The following is an 18428-nucleotide window of genomic DNA, read 5'->3' on the forward strand; positions in this document are numbered from 1 at the left end:
TGACAAGGTTTCAGCATTTTTTTGTCAATTTGGGCGACACCTGCCCGTCGAAAAATTTTACGATCATCAATTTTTTGATGGGATTGTGCAACTTCATGGGTTTAGCTGTCAAACGCCGTGCCGAACGATGCTCAGCCGAATTTGGCCGTAGCTTCGCCTTTCTTTGGCCCGAGATCTGAGCCACATGGAACATACAGCTCGGGGGAGCAGATCGAATAATGACTGACGCGATCGGCGTCTGGAGCCATGTCGTGGCCGCAGTGTTGTTTGCGGCCTTGGCACTGTGGCAGGTGCAAGGCCCCCGCGGGGGCATGCAGCGCCGGACGCTGACCCTGGCCTTTGCGATGACCGCCGGCTGGGCAACGGCGGTGGTGTTCGCCGGACCGGGCGATCTGGCCGCACGTATCGGCGAGACGGCGCGGAACCTGGCATGGTTGGGTTTCATGTTCGGGCTTTTGCGGCAGGGTGCCGGCGTTGCCAACCGTTCCACGATCACTGCCCTATATGGCGTGTTGGCCGGAGTGGGCTTGGCCCAGGTCGGCGTCGATTTCCTGGCGAATCGGTTCACCAGCCATGATCCCGATGCCGTCGAGGCCTTGTTCTTCGCCATCCTGCTGTTGCGAATGACCTTTGCGGTTGGCGCATTGGTGCTGGTCCACAATCTCTACACGGCTGCCACGCCGGATGCGCGCTGGGGCATTCGCCTGCCGATGATCGCGCTGGCATCGATGTGGACCTACGACCTCAATCTCTACACCGTGGCCTATCTCGGCCATGGCTGGCCGATCTCGCTCTACGCCGGCCGCGGCGTCATCATGCTGCTGCTGGCGCCGCTCTTCGCGCTGGCGAGCCGCCGCAATACGCGGTGGAAGATGCGGATTTCGCGTACGGTCACCTTCCAATCGCTGTCGCTGATGGCGATCGGTTTCTACCTGATCGCGATGGTGATCGTCGCACGCGCCATCGAACTGATCGGCGGCGATTATGCGCAGCTCGCGCAGGTGACGGCGGTGTTCGGCATGTCGATCGCGGCGCTGGTGTTCCTTCCGGCAGGGCGGATCAGCGCGTGGCTGAAGGTGAAGGTCGCCAAGCATCTGTTTCAGCACCGCTATGACTATCGCGTCGAGTGGATGCGTTTCACCGACACGATCGGGCGACCGGATGAGGGGGCCGATCCGCTCGACGTGCGCGTGATCCAGGCGATCGCCGATATCATGGAGGCGCCTGGCGGGCTGCTGCTGGTGCCGGACGGCGGCGCCGGACTTGCGCTTGCAGCGCAATGGAATTGGCCGGCTGCAGAAGTGCCGGCCGTGGCCGCGGATTCCGCATTCGTGCGGGCCGTGCAGGCCACGGGCCGCATCCTGGAATTCGATACGATCCGCAACGGCGATGCGGACGAGACCAGCGTGACGCCTGAGTGGATATTGGCGCAGCAAAGGGCGTGGGCCGGCGTGCCGCTGATCCACTTCGACCAACTGGTCGGTCTTGTCCTGCTGGCGCGGCCGCGGGTCGACCGGGGGCTCGATTGGGAGGATTTCGATCTGCTGCGTGTCGCGGGGCGGCAAGTCGCGAGTTACCTGGCCGAGGCGCGCGGGCAGGAGGCGTTGAACGAGGCGCGGCGGTTCGACGAGTTCAATCGCCGATTCGCCTTCATCATGCATGACATCAAGAATCTGGTGAGCCAGTTGAGCCTGCTTACCCGCAATGCCGAGCGTCATGCCGACAATCCCGATTTTCGCGCGGACATGATTGCCACGCTGCGAAACTCGACGGCGAAGATGAACGATCTGCTCGCCCGCCTGTCGCAGCATCATACCGGCCGGGCTGCCGAGCCGCGGCCGGTTGCATTGAAGCCGATCGCCGAGGCGGTCGCCAGCGGCCGGGCGCAGCAGCACATCGTCCGGGTGGAGGGAGCGGGCGACATCATCGCCGCGGCCGACCCGCCCCGCCTGGAACAGGCGTTGGGCCATATCGTCCAGAATGCCATCGACGTCAGCCCACAGGGCGAGCCAGTGTGGGTTCATATTGAAAGGCGCGGATTGGAGGCCGTGATCACCGTGGTCGATCGGGGCGAGGGCATGTCCGCCGAGTTCATCCGCACGCGGCTCTATAGACCTTTCGCCTCCACCAAGGCCGGTGGGTTCGGAATCGGGGCGTTCGAGGCCCGCAGCCTGATCTCGGCCATGGGAGGGCGATTGGAGGTGGAAAGTCGTGAAGGATCCGGCACCCGTTTTTCAATCGTGCTGCCAGTGACGCAGATCACCGCGGATGCTGAGCGATTCGTTAATGCGTTGGACCCATCATGAGCCAAATGTCCGAAAAGCCGAAACTCCTGATCGTCGAGGACGACGAAGGGCTGCAGCGTCAATTGCGCTGGGCCTATGAGGATTATGACGTCATCGTCGCGAGCGACCGTGCCGGGGCGATCGACGCCTTGCGCGCGACCGAGCCGGCGGTGGTGACGCTCGATCTGGGCCTGCCGCCAGATCCCGATGGCGTGACCGAGGGCTTCGCGACGCTTGAGGAGATCCTGCGGCTGAAGCCCGATACCAAGGTGATCGTCGCGTCCGGTCATGGCGCCCGCGAAAGCGCGCTGCGAGCCATCGCGTCCGGAGCCTATGATTTCTACCAAAAACCGGTCGATATCGACACGCTCGGCCTGATCGTCGCGCGGGCCTTCCACCTCCATGCGATCGAGAAGGAGAATGCGCGGCTGGCGACGGCCGAAACGGGCGGCGCCACCGTGCTGGGCGGCATGATCACCGGCGCCCCGGAAATGCTGAAGGTCGCCCGCACGATCGAACGCGTCGCCAACGCCAATGTATCGGTGATGCTGCTGGGTGCGAGTGGGACGGGCAAGGAATTGCTCGCGCGGGGCGTCCACAATGCAAGTGGGCGGGCGAAGGGCGCGTTCGTCGCGATCAACTGCGCGGCGATCCCGGAAAACCTGCTCGAGGCCGAATTGTTTGGCTACGAGAAGGGGGCGTTTACCGGCGCGGTCAAGACGACCGAAGGCAAGATCGAGATGGCCGAGGGCGGCACTTTGTTCCTCGACGAGGTGGGTGACATCCCGCTGCCATTGCAGGTGAAGTTACTGCGCTTCCTGCAGGAGCGCGTGATCGAGCGGATCGGCAGCCGACGCGCCATTCCGGTCGACACGCGCATCGTCTGCGCCACGCACCAGGATCTGCCGGCTATGATCGCGGCGGGAAGTTTCCGCGAGGATCTTTATTACCGGCTGGCTGAGATTGTCGTGAACATCCCGACGCTCGCGGAACGGCATGGCGATGCGACTTTGCTCGCCAAGCATTTTCTGACGCGCTTCGCCAAGGAAATGAACCCGCAGGTCCGCGGTTTCGCGCCGGATGCGCTGGCTGTGCTCAATAGCTGGCCCTGGCCAGGCAATGTCCGCGAGCTTGAGAACCGCATGAAGCGGGCGGTCATCATGGCTGAAGGCAAGATGCTGACCGCGGCCGATCTCGATCTCGGATCGGTGGCGGACGGGGCGGAACTCATCAACCTGAAGGCGGCGCGCGAACTCGCCGACCGCCGCGCGATCCGTCAGGCACTGGCGCGGACGGAGGGCAATGTGTCGAATGCGGCGAAGCTGCTCGGCATCAGCCGGCCGACGCTCTACGACCTGTTCAAGCAGTACGACCTTCAAGCCTGAGGACGCCTCGGCGCCCCCAGGCCGGGAAGCTTAGCGGACGCGGGGGCCGCCATAAGGCAGCGGCGGCGGCGGGCGACGGTCGCGGCGCGGCAATTGCGCCTGATAGGCGACCGAACAATGATTCAGGCAGTAAGGGAAGCCCGGATTGATCGGCTGCCCACAGAAATGGAAATCCGGCTCGCCGGGATGGCCGATCGGCCACTTGCAGATCTTGTCGCTCAGTTCGAGCAGGCTCGTCTTGCCCGCCATATCGGCAGACGGCTTCGCGGGCACCAGCCGGCGCGGCGGTGCGGGCGTCGAGGGAGGCTGCTGCTCGCCGGGGGACTGGCGCTGGAAGCCGCCGGGGCCGATCGAGCGGAAGACCTGCTGAGGCGCGCTTGTGGCAGGAGCAGCCGGCGCGGGCGTCGCCACCGGTGCCGGCGCGGCGGGCTTGGCCGCAGCAGGCGCGGGGGCCGGAGCGGGCGGCGGCGGGGCTGGCGTCGCGGCGACGGGCTCCGGACGGGGCGCTGCCTGCTTCGGCGTCGACTCGCTATTGCTGTTGCTGCTGTCACCGCCGCGCACCGGCGACGGGCGCGACTGCAGACCCAGGCGATGCGCCTTGCCGATCACCGCATTGCGGCTGACCCCGCCGAGTTCCTCGGCGATCTGGCTCGCGGTGTTGCCCGCTTCCCAGAGCCGCCTAAGCTGTTCGATCCGTTCGTCCGTCCAGGCCATTCGTCGTCCTTAAACTTTTCCCGCGCTTGCGGGCGGGCGTGCCAGTCGATAGTCGCTTGTGCCATGACCGACCAGCCCGAAAACTTGGTGCGCGCCAACCCCGGCGTGCCGGTAATCCCGTTCGTCAATTGGGGAGGATTGCGCGCGCTCTATGTGAAGGAGGTGCGGCGTTTCTTCAAGGTCCAGCTCCAGACGATCTGGGCGCCGGCCATTACGACGTTGCTTTTCCTCGTGATCTTCACCGTCGCGCTGGGCGGCGGCGGGCGCATGGTGATGGGTATTCACTTCGCCAATTTCATCGCGCCCGGCCTGATCGTGATGGGCATGATGCAGAATGCCTTCGCCAATTCCAGCTTCTCGCTGCTGGTCGGCAAGATCCAGGGCACGATCGTCGACTATCTGATGCCGCCGCTTTCTTCGGGCGAAGTGCTGTTCGCGCTGGTCGCGGCGTCGATGACGCGCGCCGTGCTGGTCGGGCTCGCCGTATGGCTGGCGATGTGCTTCTGGCCCGGTGTCGAGGTGATCCCGCAGCATTTCTGGGCGGTCGTGTGGTTCGGGCTGATGGGATCGGCACTACTTTCGTTCCTGGGCGTCCTGACGTCGATCTGGGCGGAAAAGTTCGACCATGCGGCGGCGGTGACGAATTTCGTCGTCCAACCGCTCTCGCTGCTTTCGGGGACCTTCTATTCGGTGGATGCGCTGGCGCCGACCTTCCAGACGATCAGCCACGCCAACCCGTTCTTCTATGTCATTTCAGGCTTCCGCTACGGCTTCATCGGCATCGCCGATTCGCCGATTGCCGCGGGCGCGCTGGTGCTGCTCGGCGTGAACATAGTGCTCGGCGCGATCTGTTACGTCGCGCTGACGAAGGGCTGGAAGCTCAAGAACTGACCTGCCCGCGACGGGGGTTGTCCCGTCCCCGTTCCAACGATAAAAGCGCGCTTCGAACAAGGCGGCCGAACTGGGCCGCCTTTTTGCGTTTCCGGAGTTTTCCCGAACTTTTTCGTTGAAGGAGCAGTTCAGATGGCCATCACCCCACTCATGCCAGTGTACCCGCGGTGCGGCGTGCGGCCGGTGCGAGGCGAGGGCTGCTATCTGATCGGCGAGCGCGGCGAACGCTATCTGGATTTCGCGGCGGGCATCGCGGTCAACGCGCTCGGCCATGGCCATCCGCATCTGACCAAGGCGATCCAGGATCAGGCGGCGACGCTGATGCACGTCTCCAACCTCTACGGTAGCCCGCAGGGTGAGGCGCTGGCGCAGCGTATCGTCGACAACAGCTTTGCCGACACGGTGTTCTTCACCAATTCGGGCGTCGAAGCGATCGAGTGTGCGATCAAGACCGCCCGCCGTTATCACTATGTCAACGGCAACCCGCGGCGGCACAAGCTGATCACCTTCAAGAACGCCTTCCACGGCCGTTCGCTGGGCGCGATCAGCGCGACCGATCAGGGCAAGATGCGCGACGGTTTCGAGCCGCTGCTGCCGGGCTTCGACTATGCGAAGTTCAACGATCTTGAGGGCGCGCTGGCGCTGATCGACGATGAGACCGCCGGTTTCCTGGTCGAGACCGTGCAGGGCGAGGGCGGCATGACCGCGGGCACGCCCGAGTTCATCCAGGGCTTGCGCAAGGCGTGCGACGAGCATGGCTTGCTGCTGATCCTCGACGAGATCCAGTGCGGTTACGGCCGCACTGGCAAGATGTGGGCTTACGAGCATTACGGCATCACCCCCGACATCCTGACCGCGGCGAAGGGCATCGGCGGCGGCTTCCCGCTCGGCGCGTGCCTGGCAACAGAGGAAGCAGCCAAGGGCATGGTGATCGGTACGCACGGTTCCACCTATGGCGGCAATCCGCTGGCGATGGCGGCCGGACAGGCGATCCTCGACGTGATGCTGGAACCGGCTTTCCTCGAGCATGTCAACAATATGGGTGAGCGCCTGCGCGCCGCCTTCGAGCAACTGATCCCGAACCATGATCACCTGTTCGAGGAGATCCGCGGCAAGGGCCTGATGCTCGGCATCAAGATGAAGGAGGCGGCGGTGAGCCGCGATTTCGTGGCGCATTTGCGCGACAATCACGGGCTGCTGACGGTGGCCGCGGGCGAGAATGTGTTCCGTGTGCTGCCGCCGCTGGTGATCGGCGAGGAGCATATCGCCGAATGCATCCAGAAGCTTTCGGAAGGCGCGCGGAGCTACACTCCGCCGGCCGCCGCGTGAGCCGGCACTTCCTCGACCTCGCCGATGCCGGCGGGGACGCGATCGCGGCGATGCTGAACGATGCGATCGACCGGAAGACGGCGCGGGCCGAATGGCCGAAGGGCAAGGCGGATGCCGATGCTCCGCTGGCCGGCCGCACGCTGGCGATGATCTTCGAGAAGAACTCCACACGCACGCGCGTCTCGTTCGACATGGCCATGCGTCAGTTGGGTGGCACGACCATCGTGATGGATGGCGGATCGATGCAACTCGGTCGTGGCGAGACGGTGGCGGACACGGCGCGCGTGCTTTCCCGCATGGTCGACGCGATCATGATCCGCACCGACGATCATTCCAAGCTGATCGAGATGGCTGAACATGCGACCGTCCCGGTCATCAACGGCCTGACCGATCATAGCCATCCCTGCCAGATCATGGCGGACATGCTGACCGTGATCGAGCGCCGCAAGGCGCTGGCGGGCACGCGCTGGGCGTGGCTGGGCGATGGCAATAATGTGCTGCATTCGATCATCGAGGCGGGCAGCCTGCTGGGCTTCGACGTGCGGGTCGGCTGCCCGGCGGGCTACGAACCGTCGATGGAGGTGCTGGACGCGGCGCTGAAGCGCGGCATGACGGTGCCGATCCTGCGCGATCCGTTGGCTGCGGTGCAGGATGCCGATGTCGTCGTCACCGACACCTGGATTTCGATGGGCCAGGACCATGCCGAGGAGAAATTGGCGGCGATGACGCCCTATCAGGTGAATGCGGCGCTGATGGCGCACGCCAAGCCCGATGCGGCGTTCCTGCATTGCCTGCCCGCGCATCGCGGCGAGGAAGCGACCGACGAGGTGCTCGACGGCCCGAACTCGGCAATCTGGGATGAGGCGGAGAACCGCCTGCATGCCCAGAAGTCGGTTTTGCTGTGGTGCTTCGGCCTGATCGGCTGAATCACCACCCTTGAAATAATCGTTCGTCATGCTGAACTTGTTTCAGCATCCACCGTGCCTCCGCACGGACAGTGCGGATGATCAAGTGGACCCTGAAACAAGTTCAGGGTGACGGCGGAGTTTTATGGCTACCAACGGTAACGGAAAGGGCGAAGCGCTCGTCATCGGCCACGTCGATCAGGCACTTGGCTTCACCATCCCCAAACGCCATGCCCGCGGCCGTGTCGTACGGCTGGGTCCGGCGCTGGACGGCGTGCTTGCGGCGCACGGCTATCCGCCGGTGATCGGCAGGCTACTCGCTGAAGCCCTGACCCTGACCGCGCTGCTGGGAACCACGCTCAAGGATGCCGGCGGCCAGCTCACCATCCAGGCGCAGACCGAAGGCGGCGTCGTCGATCTGCTCGTCTGCGATTACAAGGGCGGCGAGATGCGCGGCTATGTCCGCCACGATGCCGATCGGCTGGCGGAGATGCCGACCGATCCGTCGCTGTTCGCACTGTTTGGGCGCGGCTATCTTGCCATCACCTTCGATCAGGCGGCGACCGGCGAGCGTTATCAGGGGATCGTGCCGCTGGAAGGCGGCTCGCTGGCGGCGGCGGCGGAGAATTATTTCAACCAGTCCGATCAGCTACCGAGCCTCGTCCGGCTGGCGACTGCCGACAATGGCGAGGGCGGCCATATCGCCGGCGGCATCCTCGTTCAGTATCTGGCCGAGGGCGAGGAGGGCAATGTGCGCCTCCATGTCCGCGAGGATCGCGAGGCCTGGGAGCATGTCGCGGCGCTTGCCAACACGATCCGCGACGAGGAACTGCTCGATCCCGAATTGCCGCTCGACCAGATCGCCTGGCGGCTGTTCCATGAGGAGGACGAGGTCCGCGTTCTTCCGCTGATCAAGCTTTCACGCAATTGCCGTTGCAACGCCGATCACATCCGTTCGGTGATCGCCCGCTTCCCGGCGGAAGAACGGGCGGAGATGGCCGATTCGGATGGCATGATCCACGTCGACTGCGAATTCTGTTCGCGCCGTTACAGCTTCGCGCTTGCGGATTTTGCATCCTGACGAAAGTGAAGAATCGCGCGACGAAGTGACGAAGCTCACAGACCCTTCGACCAAAGGGGCGTAATCAGGGCCTCACAAGGGTCGTCGTGAAGACCTGACCGTTGTATAACCGTTAACGTGAAATCGTTAGAAGATCACAACTGAACGGGGCTTAAAGTTTATCAGCCGCCGCGGTGGGATTTGAGGTTAACTACAATGTTTGACCGGAAGTTCTTGTTGCGTATGCTTGCATTCGCCTTGGCGGGTGGCGTGGGTTGTGTTGCCCATGCCCAGCCGACGCAACTGGCCGTTGCCAGCGCCCTTGAGCCGGGCCTGTGGCAGCTGCAGGCCGAGGGTGAAGCGCCGCGCAAGATCTGCGTCGGGCCTGACACCGGCGCGCTGGTTCAGGTGCGGCATGCGGGCACGGCCTGCAGCCGGCTTGTCATCGCCAATCAGAAATCGAGCGCGACGGTGCACTATAGCTGCCCCGGCGCCGGCTGGGGGCGGACGACAGTGAAGATGGTAACGCCGCGCTCGGTGACCCTAGACACGCAGGGAATCGCCGCCAACGCTCCCTTCGCCTTCACGGCCGACGCGCGCCGCATGGGCGATTGCCCGACGAAGAGCGCGAGCCTGAACAGAGCCAATCTGCCCCGTTAAGCCAGAGTTTACCGCGACTGCGCTATATGATGCCGATGTGTCGGTGTCTGGCACATTCCCTCCCTAGAGGCCCGCGAGGGCCCAACTGGGCCGCTCCCAAAAGGGCGGCCCGTCCTTTTGGGAGCGTGCTTTCGCATCTGCACAAAATCCGCTAGATCGCGCCTGATCCATTTATCCGGGCCAGGCCGACCCCGCACCTTCGCGGGATGCGTGTGCAATGCCGGTGGCGCCCGCGAAGAGACGAGGAAGACGATATGGGCCAGGACAAGCCGGGCGCGGTGGTACTGCTGTCGGGCGGGCTCGATTCCATGGTGTCGGCGGGTATTGCGCGCGAGCGGGGCTTCGCGATCAATGCGTTGACGATCAATTATAACCAGCGTCATCTGGTCGAACTGGCGGCGGCGCGGCGGATCGCGGCGGCGCTCGATGCGGCGCGCCACATCATCCTGCCGCTCGATCTGTCGCTGTTCGGCGGGTCTGCGCTGACCGACGCGATCGACGTGCCGAAGACGGGTGTCGGCGACGAGATCCCCGTCACCTATGTGCCGGCACGCAACACGATCTTCCTGTCGCTGGCGCTGGGCTGGGCGGAAGCGTGCGGCGCCCATGACATCTTCCTGGGCGTCAACGCGCTCGATTATTCGGGCTATCCCGATTGCCGGCCGGAGTTCGTGGAGAAGTTCCAGGAACTGGCGGACCTCGCCACCAAGGCCGGCGTCGAGGGCAAGCGTTTCACGATCCACAGCCCGTTGCTGCACATGACCAAGGCCGACATTGCGCTGGAGGCCGAGCGGCTGGGGCTGGACGCGGGGCAGAGCTGGTCCTGCTACGATCCCGCGCCGGGAGGCTTGCATTGCGGCCTGTGCGATAGCTGCCGGCTGCGCCGCAAGGGATATGAGGAGGCCGGCATTCCCGATCCGACCACCTACGCCGCCGCGCCATGAGCTACGCGGTCAAGGAAATCTTCCTGACGTTGCAAGGCGAAGGCCGGCAGGCGGGGCGGCGCGCCGTGTTCCTGCGCTTTTCGGGCTGCAACCTGTGGAGCGGGCGCGAGCAGGATCGGGCGAGCGCCGACTGCCAGTTCTGCGACACCGATTTCGTCGGCATGGATGGCGACCATGGCGGTCGTTACCGGACGGCAGCGGCGCTGGCCGACAAGGTGCAGGAATTGTGGGCGGCCGAGCCGCTGGACAGCGCCGGTGCCATTCCCTTTGTGGTGATGACGGGCGGGGAACCTTTGCTGCAGGTCGATGAGGCACTGATCGCCGCGTTGCACGAGCGCGGCTTCGAGATTGCGGTCGAGACCAACGGCACGATCGCGGCGCCCGCGGGGATCGACTGGATCTGCGTCAGCCCCAAGGCCGGGACGGAGATCGTCCAGCGATCGGGGAATGAGCTGAAACTGGTGTGGCCGCAGCCAGGCAACGACCATAAGGCGATGGCGGAATGGGCGTTCGACCATTTCCTCGTGTCGCCGATGGATGGACTCGATATCGCGGAGACGACCGCAGCCACGATCGCCTTCGTTCTGGCCCATCCACGCTGGCGGCTATCGGTTCAGGCGCACAAGCTGATCGGCGTGCGCTGAAGCAGCTTTGTTGTCGCGATTTCGGAGCCACTGGGGGTTACCGCCCAGTTTGAAATCGCTCTTCAGCCGCACTTCTTCTCCACATAACGGCCCTTCTTGTCCCAGCATTGCGGGGCAAGACTGACGAGTGTGCGCGGCATGAGCTGCTGGCGCGTCGCGAACAGGCCGTCCGACGTCGGCACCAGGCTGTTGCGGAATTCGCGCATCTTGGTTTCGGCGGTCAGGTGCAGATCGCCCTTGCGCCGGCCAATGGCGTCGCGGCCGATCATCGCCGCCGTCTCGCAGAAGCTCAGCTGGGCGTGGAGCGTGGAAAAGCCGTTATAGGTCTTGGTGGTGTATTGATCGAACGTCTTCTGCCAGGTCTTGCCGGCAGTGCGTTTGAAATAGGCGCCCATCGTGTTGTAGGCTTCGTTCAATTCGCGATCATGATGGCGCAATATGTCGTTGTAATTGCGCACCGTCATCAGCGATGGCGAGAACTGGCACTGCAACGCCGCGACGTTCAGGCCGGCCCGCATGTTCCACAAGAGATGCGCCTGCAATTCCTTGGGACTGGCATTGGGGATGACAACACCGATGCCGGGCTCATCACCCCGCACAGGCTCTCCGGTGAAGGTTGGCTTCACCCAATAGAGATAGGTTGCCGATGCAGGCACCGCCTGCACCATCCCCATAGTCGCCATCACGGCGGCACCCAGCCACCCGACGCGTTTGAACATCAGACCCTCCGCATTTGGCGGCTGTTAAACATTAATGCGTCCCGGAGATAAAGGGCCAAGATCGGTTTTGCGGCGGGCTGTTGCACCTGGGACTCGGTCGACACGCGCGTTGCCGTGGCCTGACGACATGGAAAAGGCCGCCCGTTTCCGGACGGCCTTGCCGCAAAAGCCTTCGTCGGCGCGAAATTACATCGCGTTGGTAGCGTTGGCAGCAGCATTGTCCGTGGTCGCGTTGTCGGCGGTGACGCCATTGTCCATGACCAAATTGTCGCTCGCGCCCGCCGCATCGACCGCCGTGACGTCGTTCACCGATCCTTCCATCGACGGTTCGGCAGCATTGAGTTCCGTCGTATTGGTATCAGCCGCCGGCTTGTCGCCCCCGCAGGCGGAGACGAGCAGCGCCGCGCCAGCAACCATCGCCCCGGTCAGCAGCTTCGAAAAGGTGTCACGCATCATTGGCTCCCTAGTAGGTTGATCTGGCGCAGCTAATTGGCCTTGCTATCCAAATCCCGGCGGACAGTATCGGCAAAGCAGGCATGCCTCAAGCGTTGCAGCAGGGAAGGGGAAGCGCGTCGAGGAAGGCGGGAAGGCGACGCTGAAGCGCGGCATCGAAATCAGCCATCGCGACCGGCTTGCCGAGCGCGGCGAAGCTGGTGACCGGATATTCGGCGATGCCGCAGGGCACGATGCCGCCGAAATGCGTGAGATCGGGCGCGATGTTCATGGCGAAGCCGTGGAATGTGACCCATTTGGTAACGCGGACGCCGATCGCGCCGATCTTTGCCTCGCGCCCGTCCCGATCGTCGACCCAGATGCCGATACGACCCTCGGCGCGGCGCGCGGCAATGTCGAAATCGGCCAGCGTGTCGATCAGCCAGCCCTCGAGCAGATGGACGAAGCGGCGGACGTCACGGCCGCGCGCACCGAGGTTGATCATGACATAACCGGTACGCTGGCCCGGCCCGTGATAGGTGTAACGGCCACCGCGGCCGGCGCGAAAGACCGGGAAGCGATCTTCGGTCAGCAACTCGGCCGGATCGGCGCTGGTGCCGGCGGTGTAGAGCGGCGGATGTTCGACGAGCCAGATCTGCTCGCCTGCTTCGCCCGCAGCAATCGCAGCGGCGCGGGCCTGCATTTCCTCAAGCGCCAGGGGATAGGGCGTGAGGCCCGGAGAAACCTGCCACTCAACGGAAGGATCGGAGCTGTTCATCCGCTCCAATTGGGGCGGAAGCGCTGGAGGATCAAGGCGGCGATTGCGCGGGTGGGCTCCGCCCTTGTAGACGGGCCAGCGGCAGCCACGCCGAACCGGGAGCATTCATGGCCTTATCGATCACCACCGCCTGGGACGAGGCCCGCCGCTTCGTCGCGCGGGAGGCCGCGTTGTTGATTCCCATTGGCCTGACGCTGATGGTCGTGCCGGGCGCGCTGGCGGAACTGGCGCTGCCGCAAAACGCCGCAGAAGCTGCGACATCGAACCTTTGGCTATTGTCGATGGCGATCATCGGTCTGTTCACATTGGTCGGATCGCTGGCGACCGTGCGTCTCGCCATGGGCGGCGGAGTTTCGGTCGGCGAGGCGCTGACCGCGGCGATGCGCAGGCTGCCGGTGGCGCTGGGAGCGAATCTGCTGCCGGCATTTGTGGCAGCGATCGCGCTTTTGCCGGTGGTGCGGACCATTCCTACCCCCGGCGGGCCGGCGGTCGGGCCCGTGTCTCCCGCCTTGCAGCTCTATATGCTGGTCCTGGTCGCCGCCGTTTTCTACTTCAGCGTCCGGCTGCTGCTGCTGAACGTCGTCGTGATGCGCGAGCCGACCGGGGTGATCGCGGCGCTGAAGCGCAGCTTTGCCGTGACACGGGGGCATGTCGGCAAGCTGGCGGGCGTGATGCTGCTGTTCGGGGCCTCGCTGCTGATCATCAGCGGCGCGGTGTCGCTGGCGGGTGGCGCCGTGCTGGTAGGTGGTGGCAGGCTGCTGGGCTTCGAGCCCATTGGCAAGCTCTTGCTCGCTTTGCTCACTGGCGCGGTGAACGCCACGCTTTCCATATACTTCGCCGCCACGCTGACAATGATCTATCGGCAGCTTGCCGGGCAGGGCGCCTCAGGCGGGATCGAATAAGGGGATCTGCGGCGCGGCATCCCGCGGCAGCAGCCCGGCCAGCCGGGGGTCGGCGAATATCTCGACCGCCCGGGCGAAAGGCGTGAAGCCGGCCTTGCGATAGAAACCGAGCGCGCCGTGATGATCGAGCGTGCAGGTGTGGACCCACATTCGCGTCACGCCCTTGCGCCAGCCCAGCGCGAGGGCGTGGGCCATCAGCCAGCGGCCATGGCCCTTGCCGGTGAGTTGGGGGATCAGGCCGAAGAAGGCGAGCTCGCACTGGCCTGCGCTGCGGAAATCGAGCTCGAGAAGGCCGACCTCGATTCCCTGGGCATCAACGACAGCGAATATCTCGACCGCGGGATCGTGGATGATCGCTGTGAGGTCGGCATCGCTCATCGCCAGCCGCGAGAACCAGAGCCAGGGTTCGCCGATGCGGCGGAACAGGGTGCGGTAGGCCTGCACCGCCGGTGCCTGCCAGCGCGAGAGCCGCAGCGCCGACATGGGCATCGGGGCAGGCCGCGGCCTCGCCAGCATTTCCAGCGAGGTGACGATCGCGGCGAGCTGGCCCGGCGGGACGGGATCGAGCGACATGGGCGTCAGGCCCAGGTGGCGACCGGGGGCAGGCTCATCAGGATCGCGTCGATATTGCCGCCGGTCTTGAGGCCGAACAAAGTGCCGCGGTCATAGACGAGATTGAACTCGGCATAACGGCCACGAAAGCCGAGCATCTGATCCCGATCGGCATCGCTGATCGCGTCGTTCATGCGCCGCCGGACGATCTTGGGGAAGATATCCAGGAACGCCTCGCCAACATCGCGGGTGAAGGCGAAGTTGGCGTCGAAATCGCCTTCGAGATGATCGTAGAAGATGCCGCCGACCCCGCGATGGACCTTGCGGTGGGGGATATAGAAATAATCGTCCGCCCATTCCTTGAAGCGCGGATAATAGGATGCGTCGTGCGGATCGCAGGCGGCCTTCATCCGGGCGTGGAAATCGGCCGTATCCTGCTCCACCGGGAGCGGCGGATTGAGATCCGCGCCGCCGCCGAACCAGCGCTTGCTGGTCACAAGGAAGCGCGTGTTCATGTGGACCGCGGGCACATGCGGATTGGCCATGTGCGCCACCAGGCTGATGCCGGTCGCGAAGAAGCTGGGGTTTTCGGCAGCGCCATGGATCGTGGAGGCGAATTCGGGCGAGAATTCCCCGCCGACCGTGGAGACGTTGACGCCGGCTTTCTCGAATACCTTGCCCTTGATGACGCCGCGCACGCCCCCGCCGCCCTTGGCTTCGGGATCATCGTCGCGATTCCAGGCAGTATATTCGAACGATGCGTCGCTGCCTGCCTCGCGCTCGATCGCTTCGAATTCCGCGCAGATGCGGTCCCGCAGCGATTCGAACCAGACGCGTGCGGCGGCCTGTTCGGCATCGAGTTCGATCATTCCGGTAAGCTCCCCGTCTGACGCATGGCTTCGGCGAGCGCGATGCCAGTCGCGACCGCCACATTCAAGGATCGGAAACCGTGCCGCAGCGGAATCCTGACGGTCAGATCCGCCGCATCATGAACGAAATCGGGCGCGCCGGTGCTTTCGGAACCCAGCAACAAAATATCGTCTTCCGCAAAATGAGCGTCGGGCAACCGTGTCTCCGCCCGTGTGGTGAGCAGCACCAGGCGTCCGTTCGTCGCCGCGCGGAAGGCGTCCCAATCGGCATGGCGCCGCAGCTCCGCGCCTGCAGCATAATCCATGCCGGCGCGCTTCAGGCTGCGATCGGAAAAAGGAAAGCCGCACGGCTCGATGACGTCGACGGGGACGCCAAAGCAGGCGGCAAGCCTTAAAATGGTGCCGACATTGCCGGCTATGTCCGGCTGGAAAAGCGCGATCCGCATGGTTCCCGCTATGCGATTATGTCGCGTCGCCGCAAGACTGCGTAAATTGCTGTTGGCAATGGCTGGGTGCGAGTCTATCAGCGCGCCAACCGCCCGGGGGAATAACAGGCGGTCGCGTCTATGCGGGGTGCTCGCCAACAGGTGGTCGCCTTGCGGGCGCTTATTTCGTGGCAGCGCAAGGGTTCCGGAATGGCGACGCTCGAGCAAGTACAACCATCAGACGCGCCTGAGGGCGAGGGCGTTCGACGCCGTGATTTCATCAATATCGCTGCCGTCAGCTTTGCTGGCGTGGGCGCGGTTGCAGTGGTTCTGCCGCTGGTCAACCAGATGAATCCTTCGGCCGACGTGCTGGCGCTGGCCTCGATCGAGGTCGACGTGTCCAAGATCGCCGAAGGTCAGGCGATCAAGACGATTTTCCGCAAGCAGCCTCTCTTCATCCGTCATTTGACGGCCAAGGAGATCGGCGAGGCGAATGCCGTGCCGGCCGATACGCTGCGCGATCCGCAGACGCTGGCCGAGCGGACCAAGGAAGGTAAGGAGCAGTGGCTCATTACCATGGGCGTTTGCACCCACCTCGGCTGTGTGCCGCTGGGCGCTGGCGAGGGCGAAAACCGCGGTGAATTCGGCGGCTATTTCTGCCCCTGCCACGGTTCGCACTACGACACCGCCGCCCGTATCCGTAAGGGCCCTGCGCCCAAGAACCTCCAGGTTCCGGATTACGCCTTCAAATCCGACACCGTCGTGCAGATCGGCTGAGGTGAACTGAGATGAGCTTTCCCTGGGCTAATCATTATGCGCCGAAGCATCCGGCGATGCAGTGGATCGACGAACGGCTTCCGTTGCCGCGTCTGGTCTATAACGCGGTGGGTGCCGGCTATCCGGTGCCGCGCAACCTGAATTATTTCTGGAATTTCGGCGTGCTCGCGGGTGCGGCGCTCGCCATCCAGATCATCACCGGCATCGTGCTCGCCATGCACTATGCGGCGAACGGCGACATCGCCTTCGCGTCGGTCGAACATATCATGCGCGACGTGAATTCGGGCTGGATGCTGCGCTATGCGCACGCCAACGGCGCGAGCTTCTTCTTCATCGTCGTCTATCTCCACATCTTCCGCGGCCTCTTCTACGGATCGTACAAGGCGCCGCGCGAAATGGTGTGGCTGCTCGGCCTCGTCATCTTCCTCCTCATGATGGCGACCGCCTTCATGGGTTACGTGCTTCCCTGGGGCCAGATGAGCTTCTGGGGTGCGAAGGTGATCACCGGCCTGTTCGGCGCGATCCCGCTGGTCGGCGAGCCGATCCAGACCTGGCTGCTTGGTGGCTTCGCCCCCGACAATGCCGCGCTGAACCGCTTCTTCTCACTGCACTATCTGCTGCCGTTCGTGATCGCGGCCGTGATCATCCTGCACATCTGGGCGCTGCACATCCCCGGTTCGTCGAACCCGACGGGTGTGGACGTGAAGGGTCCGCAGGATACCGTTCCGTTCCACCCGTATTACACGGCCAAGGACGGCTTCGGGCTCGGCGTGTTCCTGATCCTGTTCGCCCTCATGCTGTTCTTCGCGCCGAACTATCTCGGCCACGCGGACAACTACATCCCGGCGAACCCGCTCTCGACGCCGGCGCACATCGTTCCGGAATGGTATTTCTGGCCGTTCTACGCGATCCTGCGTGCGTTTACGGTGGACTTCATCCTGCCGGCGAAGCTGTGGGGTGTCATCGCGATGTTTGCGTCGATCCTGCTCCTGTTCTTCCTGCCGTGGCTTGACAAGTCGCCGGTTCGCTCGGGCAACTACCGCCCGACGTTCAAGATGTTCTTCTGGATTCTGTGCATCGACGTGCTCATCCTGGGCTATTGCGGCGGCGCGCCGGCGGAAGAGCCCTATGTGATGATCTCGCAGCTGGCCGCGGCTTACTACTTCGCCCACTTCCTGATCATCCTGCCGATCATCTCGCGCATCGAGCGGCCGCTGCCGCTGCCGGGTTCGATCACCGAGGCGGTGCTGGCCAAGCATGGCGAAGTCGCCGGCGCGCAGCCCGTGGCTGCGGAATAAGGGGGTAACTGATAATGGTCCGTCCCATCGGTGCCCTCGTCGGGCTGGGTTTCGTATTCGTCCTGCTCTTCTCGCTCATCACGGGCGCGGTGAACTTCATCAAGGAGCCGCCCGCCCCGACTGTCGAGCATGAGTTCCACCTCCACCCGAAGAAGCTCGAACTGGCCAGCAATGGCCCGCTCGGCAAGTTCGACCGTCAGCAGCTCCAGCGTGGCTTCCAAGTCTACAAGGAAGTCTGCGCGGCCTGCCACTCGCTGCACTTCGTCTCGTTCCGCGATCTCCACGATCTCGGTTTCAGCGAGCCGGAAGTGAAGGCGATTGCCAAGCAGTGGGCGATCGAAGTGCCTTCGGTGAACCCGGACACGGGTGAAGCCGCGACGCGCAAGGCGGAAGCCGCCGACAAGTTCCCGAATCCCTATCCGAACGAGGTTGCGTCTCGCGCGGCGAACAACAACGCCAATCCGCCGGATCTGTCGCTGATGACCAAGGCTCGCCATGACGGCGCCGCCTATGTCTATTCGCTGCTGACCGGTTACCAGAATCAGCCGGCGAAGCTCCTCCAGGAGTTCCCGGACGCCAAGACCGGCACTGGCCTGCACTACAACCCGTACTTCGCGAACCTGAACATCGCGATGCCGCCGCCGCTGGTGGCCGACGGACAGGTGACCTACGCCGACGGCACCAATGCGTCGGTTGACCAGATGGCCAAGGATGTGTCCGCGTTCCTGGTGTGGACGGCCGAACCGAAGCTGGAGAGCCGCCACCGTACCGGCGTTGCTGTGGTGATCTTCCTGATCATCGCAACCGGGCTGGCGTTCATGGCCTACCGCAACGTCTGGTCGGGCATGAAGCACTGACA

General features: G+C 64.1%; 20 protein-coding genes. 13 read left to right on the forward strand and 7 right to left on the reverse strand.

The genetic code is table 11. The features are described 5' to 3' along the window. Window positions 1-218: 218 nt before the first annotated feature. On the forward strand, window positions 219-2306 hold the full coding sequence (gene prsK, locus ACFB49_RS04365; protein ID WP_380876432.1) for an XrtA/PEP-CTERM system histidine kinase PrsK: 2088 nt from the start codon (window positions 219-221) through the stop codon (window positions 2304-2306). Between the two features lie 5 nt (window positions 2307-2311). Further along, entirely contained in the window at window positions 2312-3670 is a 1359-nt protein-coding gene (gene prsR / locus ACFB49_RS04370) for a PEP-CTERM-box response regulator transcription factor (protein ID WP_380879822.1), read from the forward strand. A gap of 30 nt (window positions 3671-3700) precedes the next feature. On the opposite strand, the gene ACFB49_RS04375 is transcribed toward prsR, so the two are convergent. Continuing rightward, window positions 3701-4384, reverse strand: a complete 684-nt coding sequence (locus tag ACFB49_RS04375) for a GcrA family cell cycle regulator (RefSeq protein ID WP_380876435.1) — start codon at window positions 4382-4384, stop codon at window positions 3701-3703. A gap of 63 nt (window positions 4385-4447) precedes the next feature. Between ACFB49_RS04375 and ACFB49_RS04380 the strand changes: the two genes are divergently transcribed. The 7 genes from ACFB49_RS04380 (at window position 4448) to queE (ending at window position 10817) form a co-directional block, all read left to right on the forward strand. Continuing rightward, entirely contained in the window at window positions 4448-5275 is an 828-nt protein-coding gene (locus ACFB49_RS04380; RefSeq protein ID WP_380876437.1) for an ABC transporter permease, read from the forward strand. Between the two features lie 132 nt (window positions 5276-5407). Then, window positions 5408-6604, forward strand: coding sequence for an aspartate aminotransferase family protein (locus tag ACFB49_RS04385; RefSeq protein ID WP_380876440.1), 1197 nt, complete (start codon window positions 5408-5410; stop codon window positions 6602-6604). After that, entirely contained in the window at window positions 6601-7530 is a 930-nt protein-coding gene (gene argF / locus ACFB49_RS04390) for an ornithine carbamoyltransferase (protein ID WP_380876443.1), read from the forward strand. Before ACFB49_RS04385 ends, argF begins: the two co-directional genes overlap by 4 nt. A 124-nt stretch (window positions 7531-7654) precedes the next feature. After that, window positions 7655-8590 (forward strand): Hsp33 family molecular chaperone HslO, encoded by a 936-nt coding sequence (locus tag ACFB49_RS04395; RefSeq protein WP_380876446.1) that lies wholly within the window; start codon window positions 7655-7657, stop codon window positions 8588-8590. Between the two features lie 222 nt (window positions 8591-8812). Further along, window positions 8813-9229, forward strand: coding sequence for a DUF3617 domain-containing protein (locus tag ACFB49_RS04400; protein WP_380879824.1), 417 nt, complete (start codon window positions 8813-8815; stop codon window positions 9227-9229). 254 nt (window positions 9230-9483) lie between these two features. Continuing rightward, entirely contained in the window at window positions 9484-10173 is a 690-nt protein-coding gene (queC, locus tag ACFB49_RS04405; protein WP_380876448.1) for a 7-cyano-7-deazaguanine synthase QueC, read from the forward strand. Then, entirely contained in the window at window positions 10170-10817 is a 648-nt protein-coding gene (gene queE, locus ACFB49_RS04410) for a 7-carboxy-7-deazaguanine synthase (protein ID WP_380876451.1), read from the forward strand. Before queC ends, queE begins: the two co-directional genes overlap by 4 nt. Window positions 10818-10879: 62 nt before the next feature. Here queE and ACFB49_RS04415 read toward each other — a convergent pair whose 3' ends face one another. The 3 genes from ACFB49_RS04415 to lipB all read right to left on the reverse strand — a co-directional run bounded on the left by ACFB49_RS04415 (window position 10880) and on the right by lipB (window position 12746). Next, window positions 10880-11536, reverse strand: a complete 657-nt coding sequence (locus ACFB49_RS04415) for a hypothetical protein (protein WP_380876453.1) — start codon at window positions 11534-11536, stop codon at window positions 10880-10882. Between the two features lie 186 nt (window positions 11537-11722). Beyond that, window positions 11723-11989 (reverse strand): hypothetical protein, encoded by a 267-nt coding sequence (locus ACFB49_RS04420; RefSeq protein ID WP_380876455.1) that lies wholly within the window; start codon window positions 11987-11989, stop codon window positions 11723-11725. Between the two features lie 88 nt (window positions 11990-12077). Next, window positions 12078-12746: a lipoyl(octanoyl) transferase LipB gene (gene lipB / locus ACFB49_RS04425; RefSeq protein WP_380876458.1), complete on the reverse strand. Its 669-nt coding sequence runs from the start codon at window positions 12744-12746 to the stop codon at window positions 12078-12080. A gap of 107 nt (window positions 12747-12853) precedes the next feature. Here lipB and ACFB49_RS04430 point away from each other — a divergent pair, with 107 nt between their 5' ends. Beyond that, a complete protein-coding gene (locus tag ACFB49_RS04430) occupies window positions 12854-13648 on the forward strand; it encodes a hypothetical protein (RefSeq protein ID WP_380876461.1) in 795 nt (264 codons plus the stop codon). Here ACFB49_RS04430 and ACFB49_RS04435 read toward each other — a convergent pair. From ACFB49_RS04435 to ACFB49_RS04445, 3 genes are read right to left on the reverse strand one after another with little or no spacing between them, the layout of a single operon-like run. Next, complete coding sequence (locus ACFB49_RS04435) at window positions 13631-14221, reverse strand: GNAT family N-acetyltransferase (protein WP_380876464.1); 591 nt, start codon at window positions 14219-14221, stop codon at window positions 13631-13633. The two genes, ACFB49_RS04430 and ACFB49_RS04435, sit on opposite strands and share 18 nt — an antisense overlap. Window positions 14222-14226: 5 nt before the next feature. After that, window positions 14227-15069: an oxygen-dependent coproporphyrinogen oxidase gene (gene hemF / locus ACFB49_RS04440; RefSeq protein ID WP_380876466.1), complete on the reverse strand. Its 843-nt coding sequence runs from the start codon at window positions 15067-15069 to the stop codon at window positions 14227-14229. Beyond that, window positions 15066-15515, reverse strand: a complete 450-nt coding sequence (locus ACFB49_RS04445) for a tRNA (cytidine(34)-2'-O)-methyltransferase (protein WP_380879826.1) — start codon at window positions 15513-15515, stop codon at window positions 15066-15068. The genes hemF and ACFB49_RS04445 overlap by 4 nt, the downstream gene beginning before the upstream one ends. 189 nt (window positions 15516-15704) lie before the next feature. Here ACFB49_RS04445 and petA point away from each other — a divergent pair, with 189 nt between their 5' ends. The 3 genes from petA to ACFB49_RS04460 are packed head-to-tail and all read left to right on the forward strand — an operon-like array spanning window position 15705 to window position 18426. After that, window positions 15705-16271, forward strand: coding sequence for a ubiquinol-cytochrome c reductase iron-sulfur subunit (petA, locus tag ACFB49_RS04450; RefSeq protein WP_380876469.1), 567 nt, complete (start codon window positions 15705-15707; stop codon window positions 16269-16271). An 11-nt stretch (window positions 16272-16282) separates the two neighbouring features. Further along, window positions 16283-17569 (forward strand): cytochrome bc complex cytochrome b subunit, encoded by a 1287-nt coding sequence (locus ACFB49_RS04455; RefSeq protein ID WP_380876472.1) that lies wholly within the window; start codon window positions 16283-16285, stop codon window positions 17567-17569. Window positions 17570-17583: 14 nt separating this feature from the next. After that, window positions 17584-18426: a cytochrome c1 gene (locus ACFB49_RS04460; protein WP_380876475.1), complete on the forward strand. Its 843-nt coding sequence runs from the start codon at window positions 17584-17586 to the stop codon at window positions 18424-18426. The last annotated feature ends 2 nt before the right edge of the window (window positions 18427-18428 follow it).

It is taken from the genome of Sphingomonas sp. DBB INV C78 (assembly GCF_042693015.1).
Lineage (GTDB): Bacteria > Pseudomonadota > Alphaproteobacteria > Sphingomonadales > Sphingomonadaceae > Sphingomonas_E.

Bases quoted from the DNA above. Each gene is read 5' to 3' on its own strand.
- prsK (WP_380876432.1), top strand. From the start codon at position 219: ATGACTGACGCGATCGGCGTCTGGAGCCATGTCGTGGCCGCAGTGTTG.
- prsR (WP_380879822.1), top strand. From the start codon at position 2,312: ATGTCCGAAAAGCCGAAACTCCTGATCGTCGAGGACGACGAAGGGCTG.
- ACFB49_RS04375 (WP_380876435.1), bottom strand. From the start codon at position 4,384: ATGGCCTGGACGGACGAACGGATCGAACAGCTTAGGCGGCTCTGGGAA.
- ACFB49_RS04380 (WP_380876437.1), top strand. From the start codon at position 4,448: ATGACCGACCAGCCCGAAAACTTGGTGCGCGCCAACCCCGGCGTGCCG.
- ACFB49_RS04385 (WP_380876440.1), top strand. From the start codon at position 5,408: ATGGCCATCACCCCACTCATGCCAGTGTACCCGCGGTGCGGCGTGCGG.
- ACFB49_RS04395 (WP_380876446.1), top strand. From the start codon at position 7,655: ATGGCTACCAACGGTAACGGAAAGGGCGAAGCGCTCGTCATCGGCCAC.
- ACFB49_RS04400 (WP_380879824.1), top strand. From the start codon at position 8,813: ATGCTTGCATTCGCCTTGGCGGGTGGCGTGGGTTGTGTTGCCCATGCC.
- queC (WP_380876448.1), top strand. From the start codon at position 9,484: ATGGGCCAGGACAAGCCGGGCGCGGTGGTACTGCTGTCGGGCGGGCTC.
- queE (WP_380876451.1), top strand. From the start codon at position 10,170: ATGAGCTACGCGGTCAAGGAAATCTTCCTGACGTTGCAAGGCGAAGGC.
- ACFB49_RS04415 (WP_380876453.1), bottom strand. From the start codon at position 11,536: ATGTTCAAACGCGTCGGGTGGCTGGGTGCCGCCGTGATGGCGACTATG.
- ACFB49_RS04420 (WP_380876455.1), bottom strand. From the start codon at position 11,989: ATGCGTGACACCTTTTCGAAGCTGCTGACCGGGGCGATGGTTGCTGGC.
- lipB (WP_380876458.1), bottom strand. From the start codon at position 12,746: ATGAACAGCTCCGATCCTTCCGTTGAGTGGCAGGTTTCTCCGGGCCTC.
- ACFB49_RS04430 (WP_380876461.1), top strand. From the start codon at position 12,854: ATGGCCTTATCGATCACCACCGCCTGGGACGAGGCCCGCCGCTTCGTC.
- ACFB49_RS04435 (WP_380876464.1), bottom strand. From the start codon at position 14,221: ATGTCGCTCGATCCCGTCCCGCCGGGCCAGCTCGCCGCGATCGTCACC.
- hemF (WP_380876466.1), bottom strand. From the start codon at position 15,069: ATGATCGAACTCGATGCCGAACAGGCCGCCGCACGCGTCTGGTTCGAA.
- ACFB49_RS04445 (WP_380879826.1), bottom strand. From the start codon at position 15,515: ATGCGGATCGCGCTTTTCCAGCCGGACATAGCCGGCAATGTCGGCACC.
- petA (WP_380876469.1), top strand. From the start codon at position 15,705: ATGGCGACGCTCGAGCAAGTACAACCATCAGACGCGCCTGAGGGCGAG.
- ACFB49_RS04455 (WP_380876472.1), top strand. From the start codon at position 16,283: ATGAGCTTTCCCTGGGCTAATCATTATGCGCCGAAGCATCCGGCGATG.
- ACFB49_RS04460 (WP_380876475.1), top strand. From the start codon at position 17,584: ATGGTCCGTCCCATCGGTGCCCTCGTCGGGCTGGGTTTCGTATTCGTC.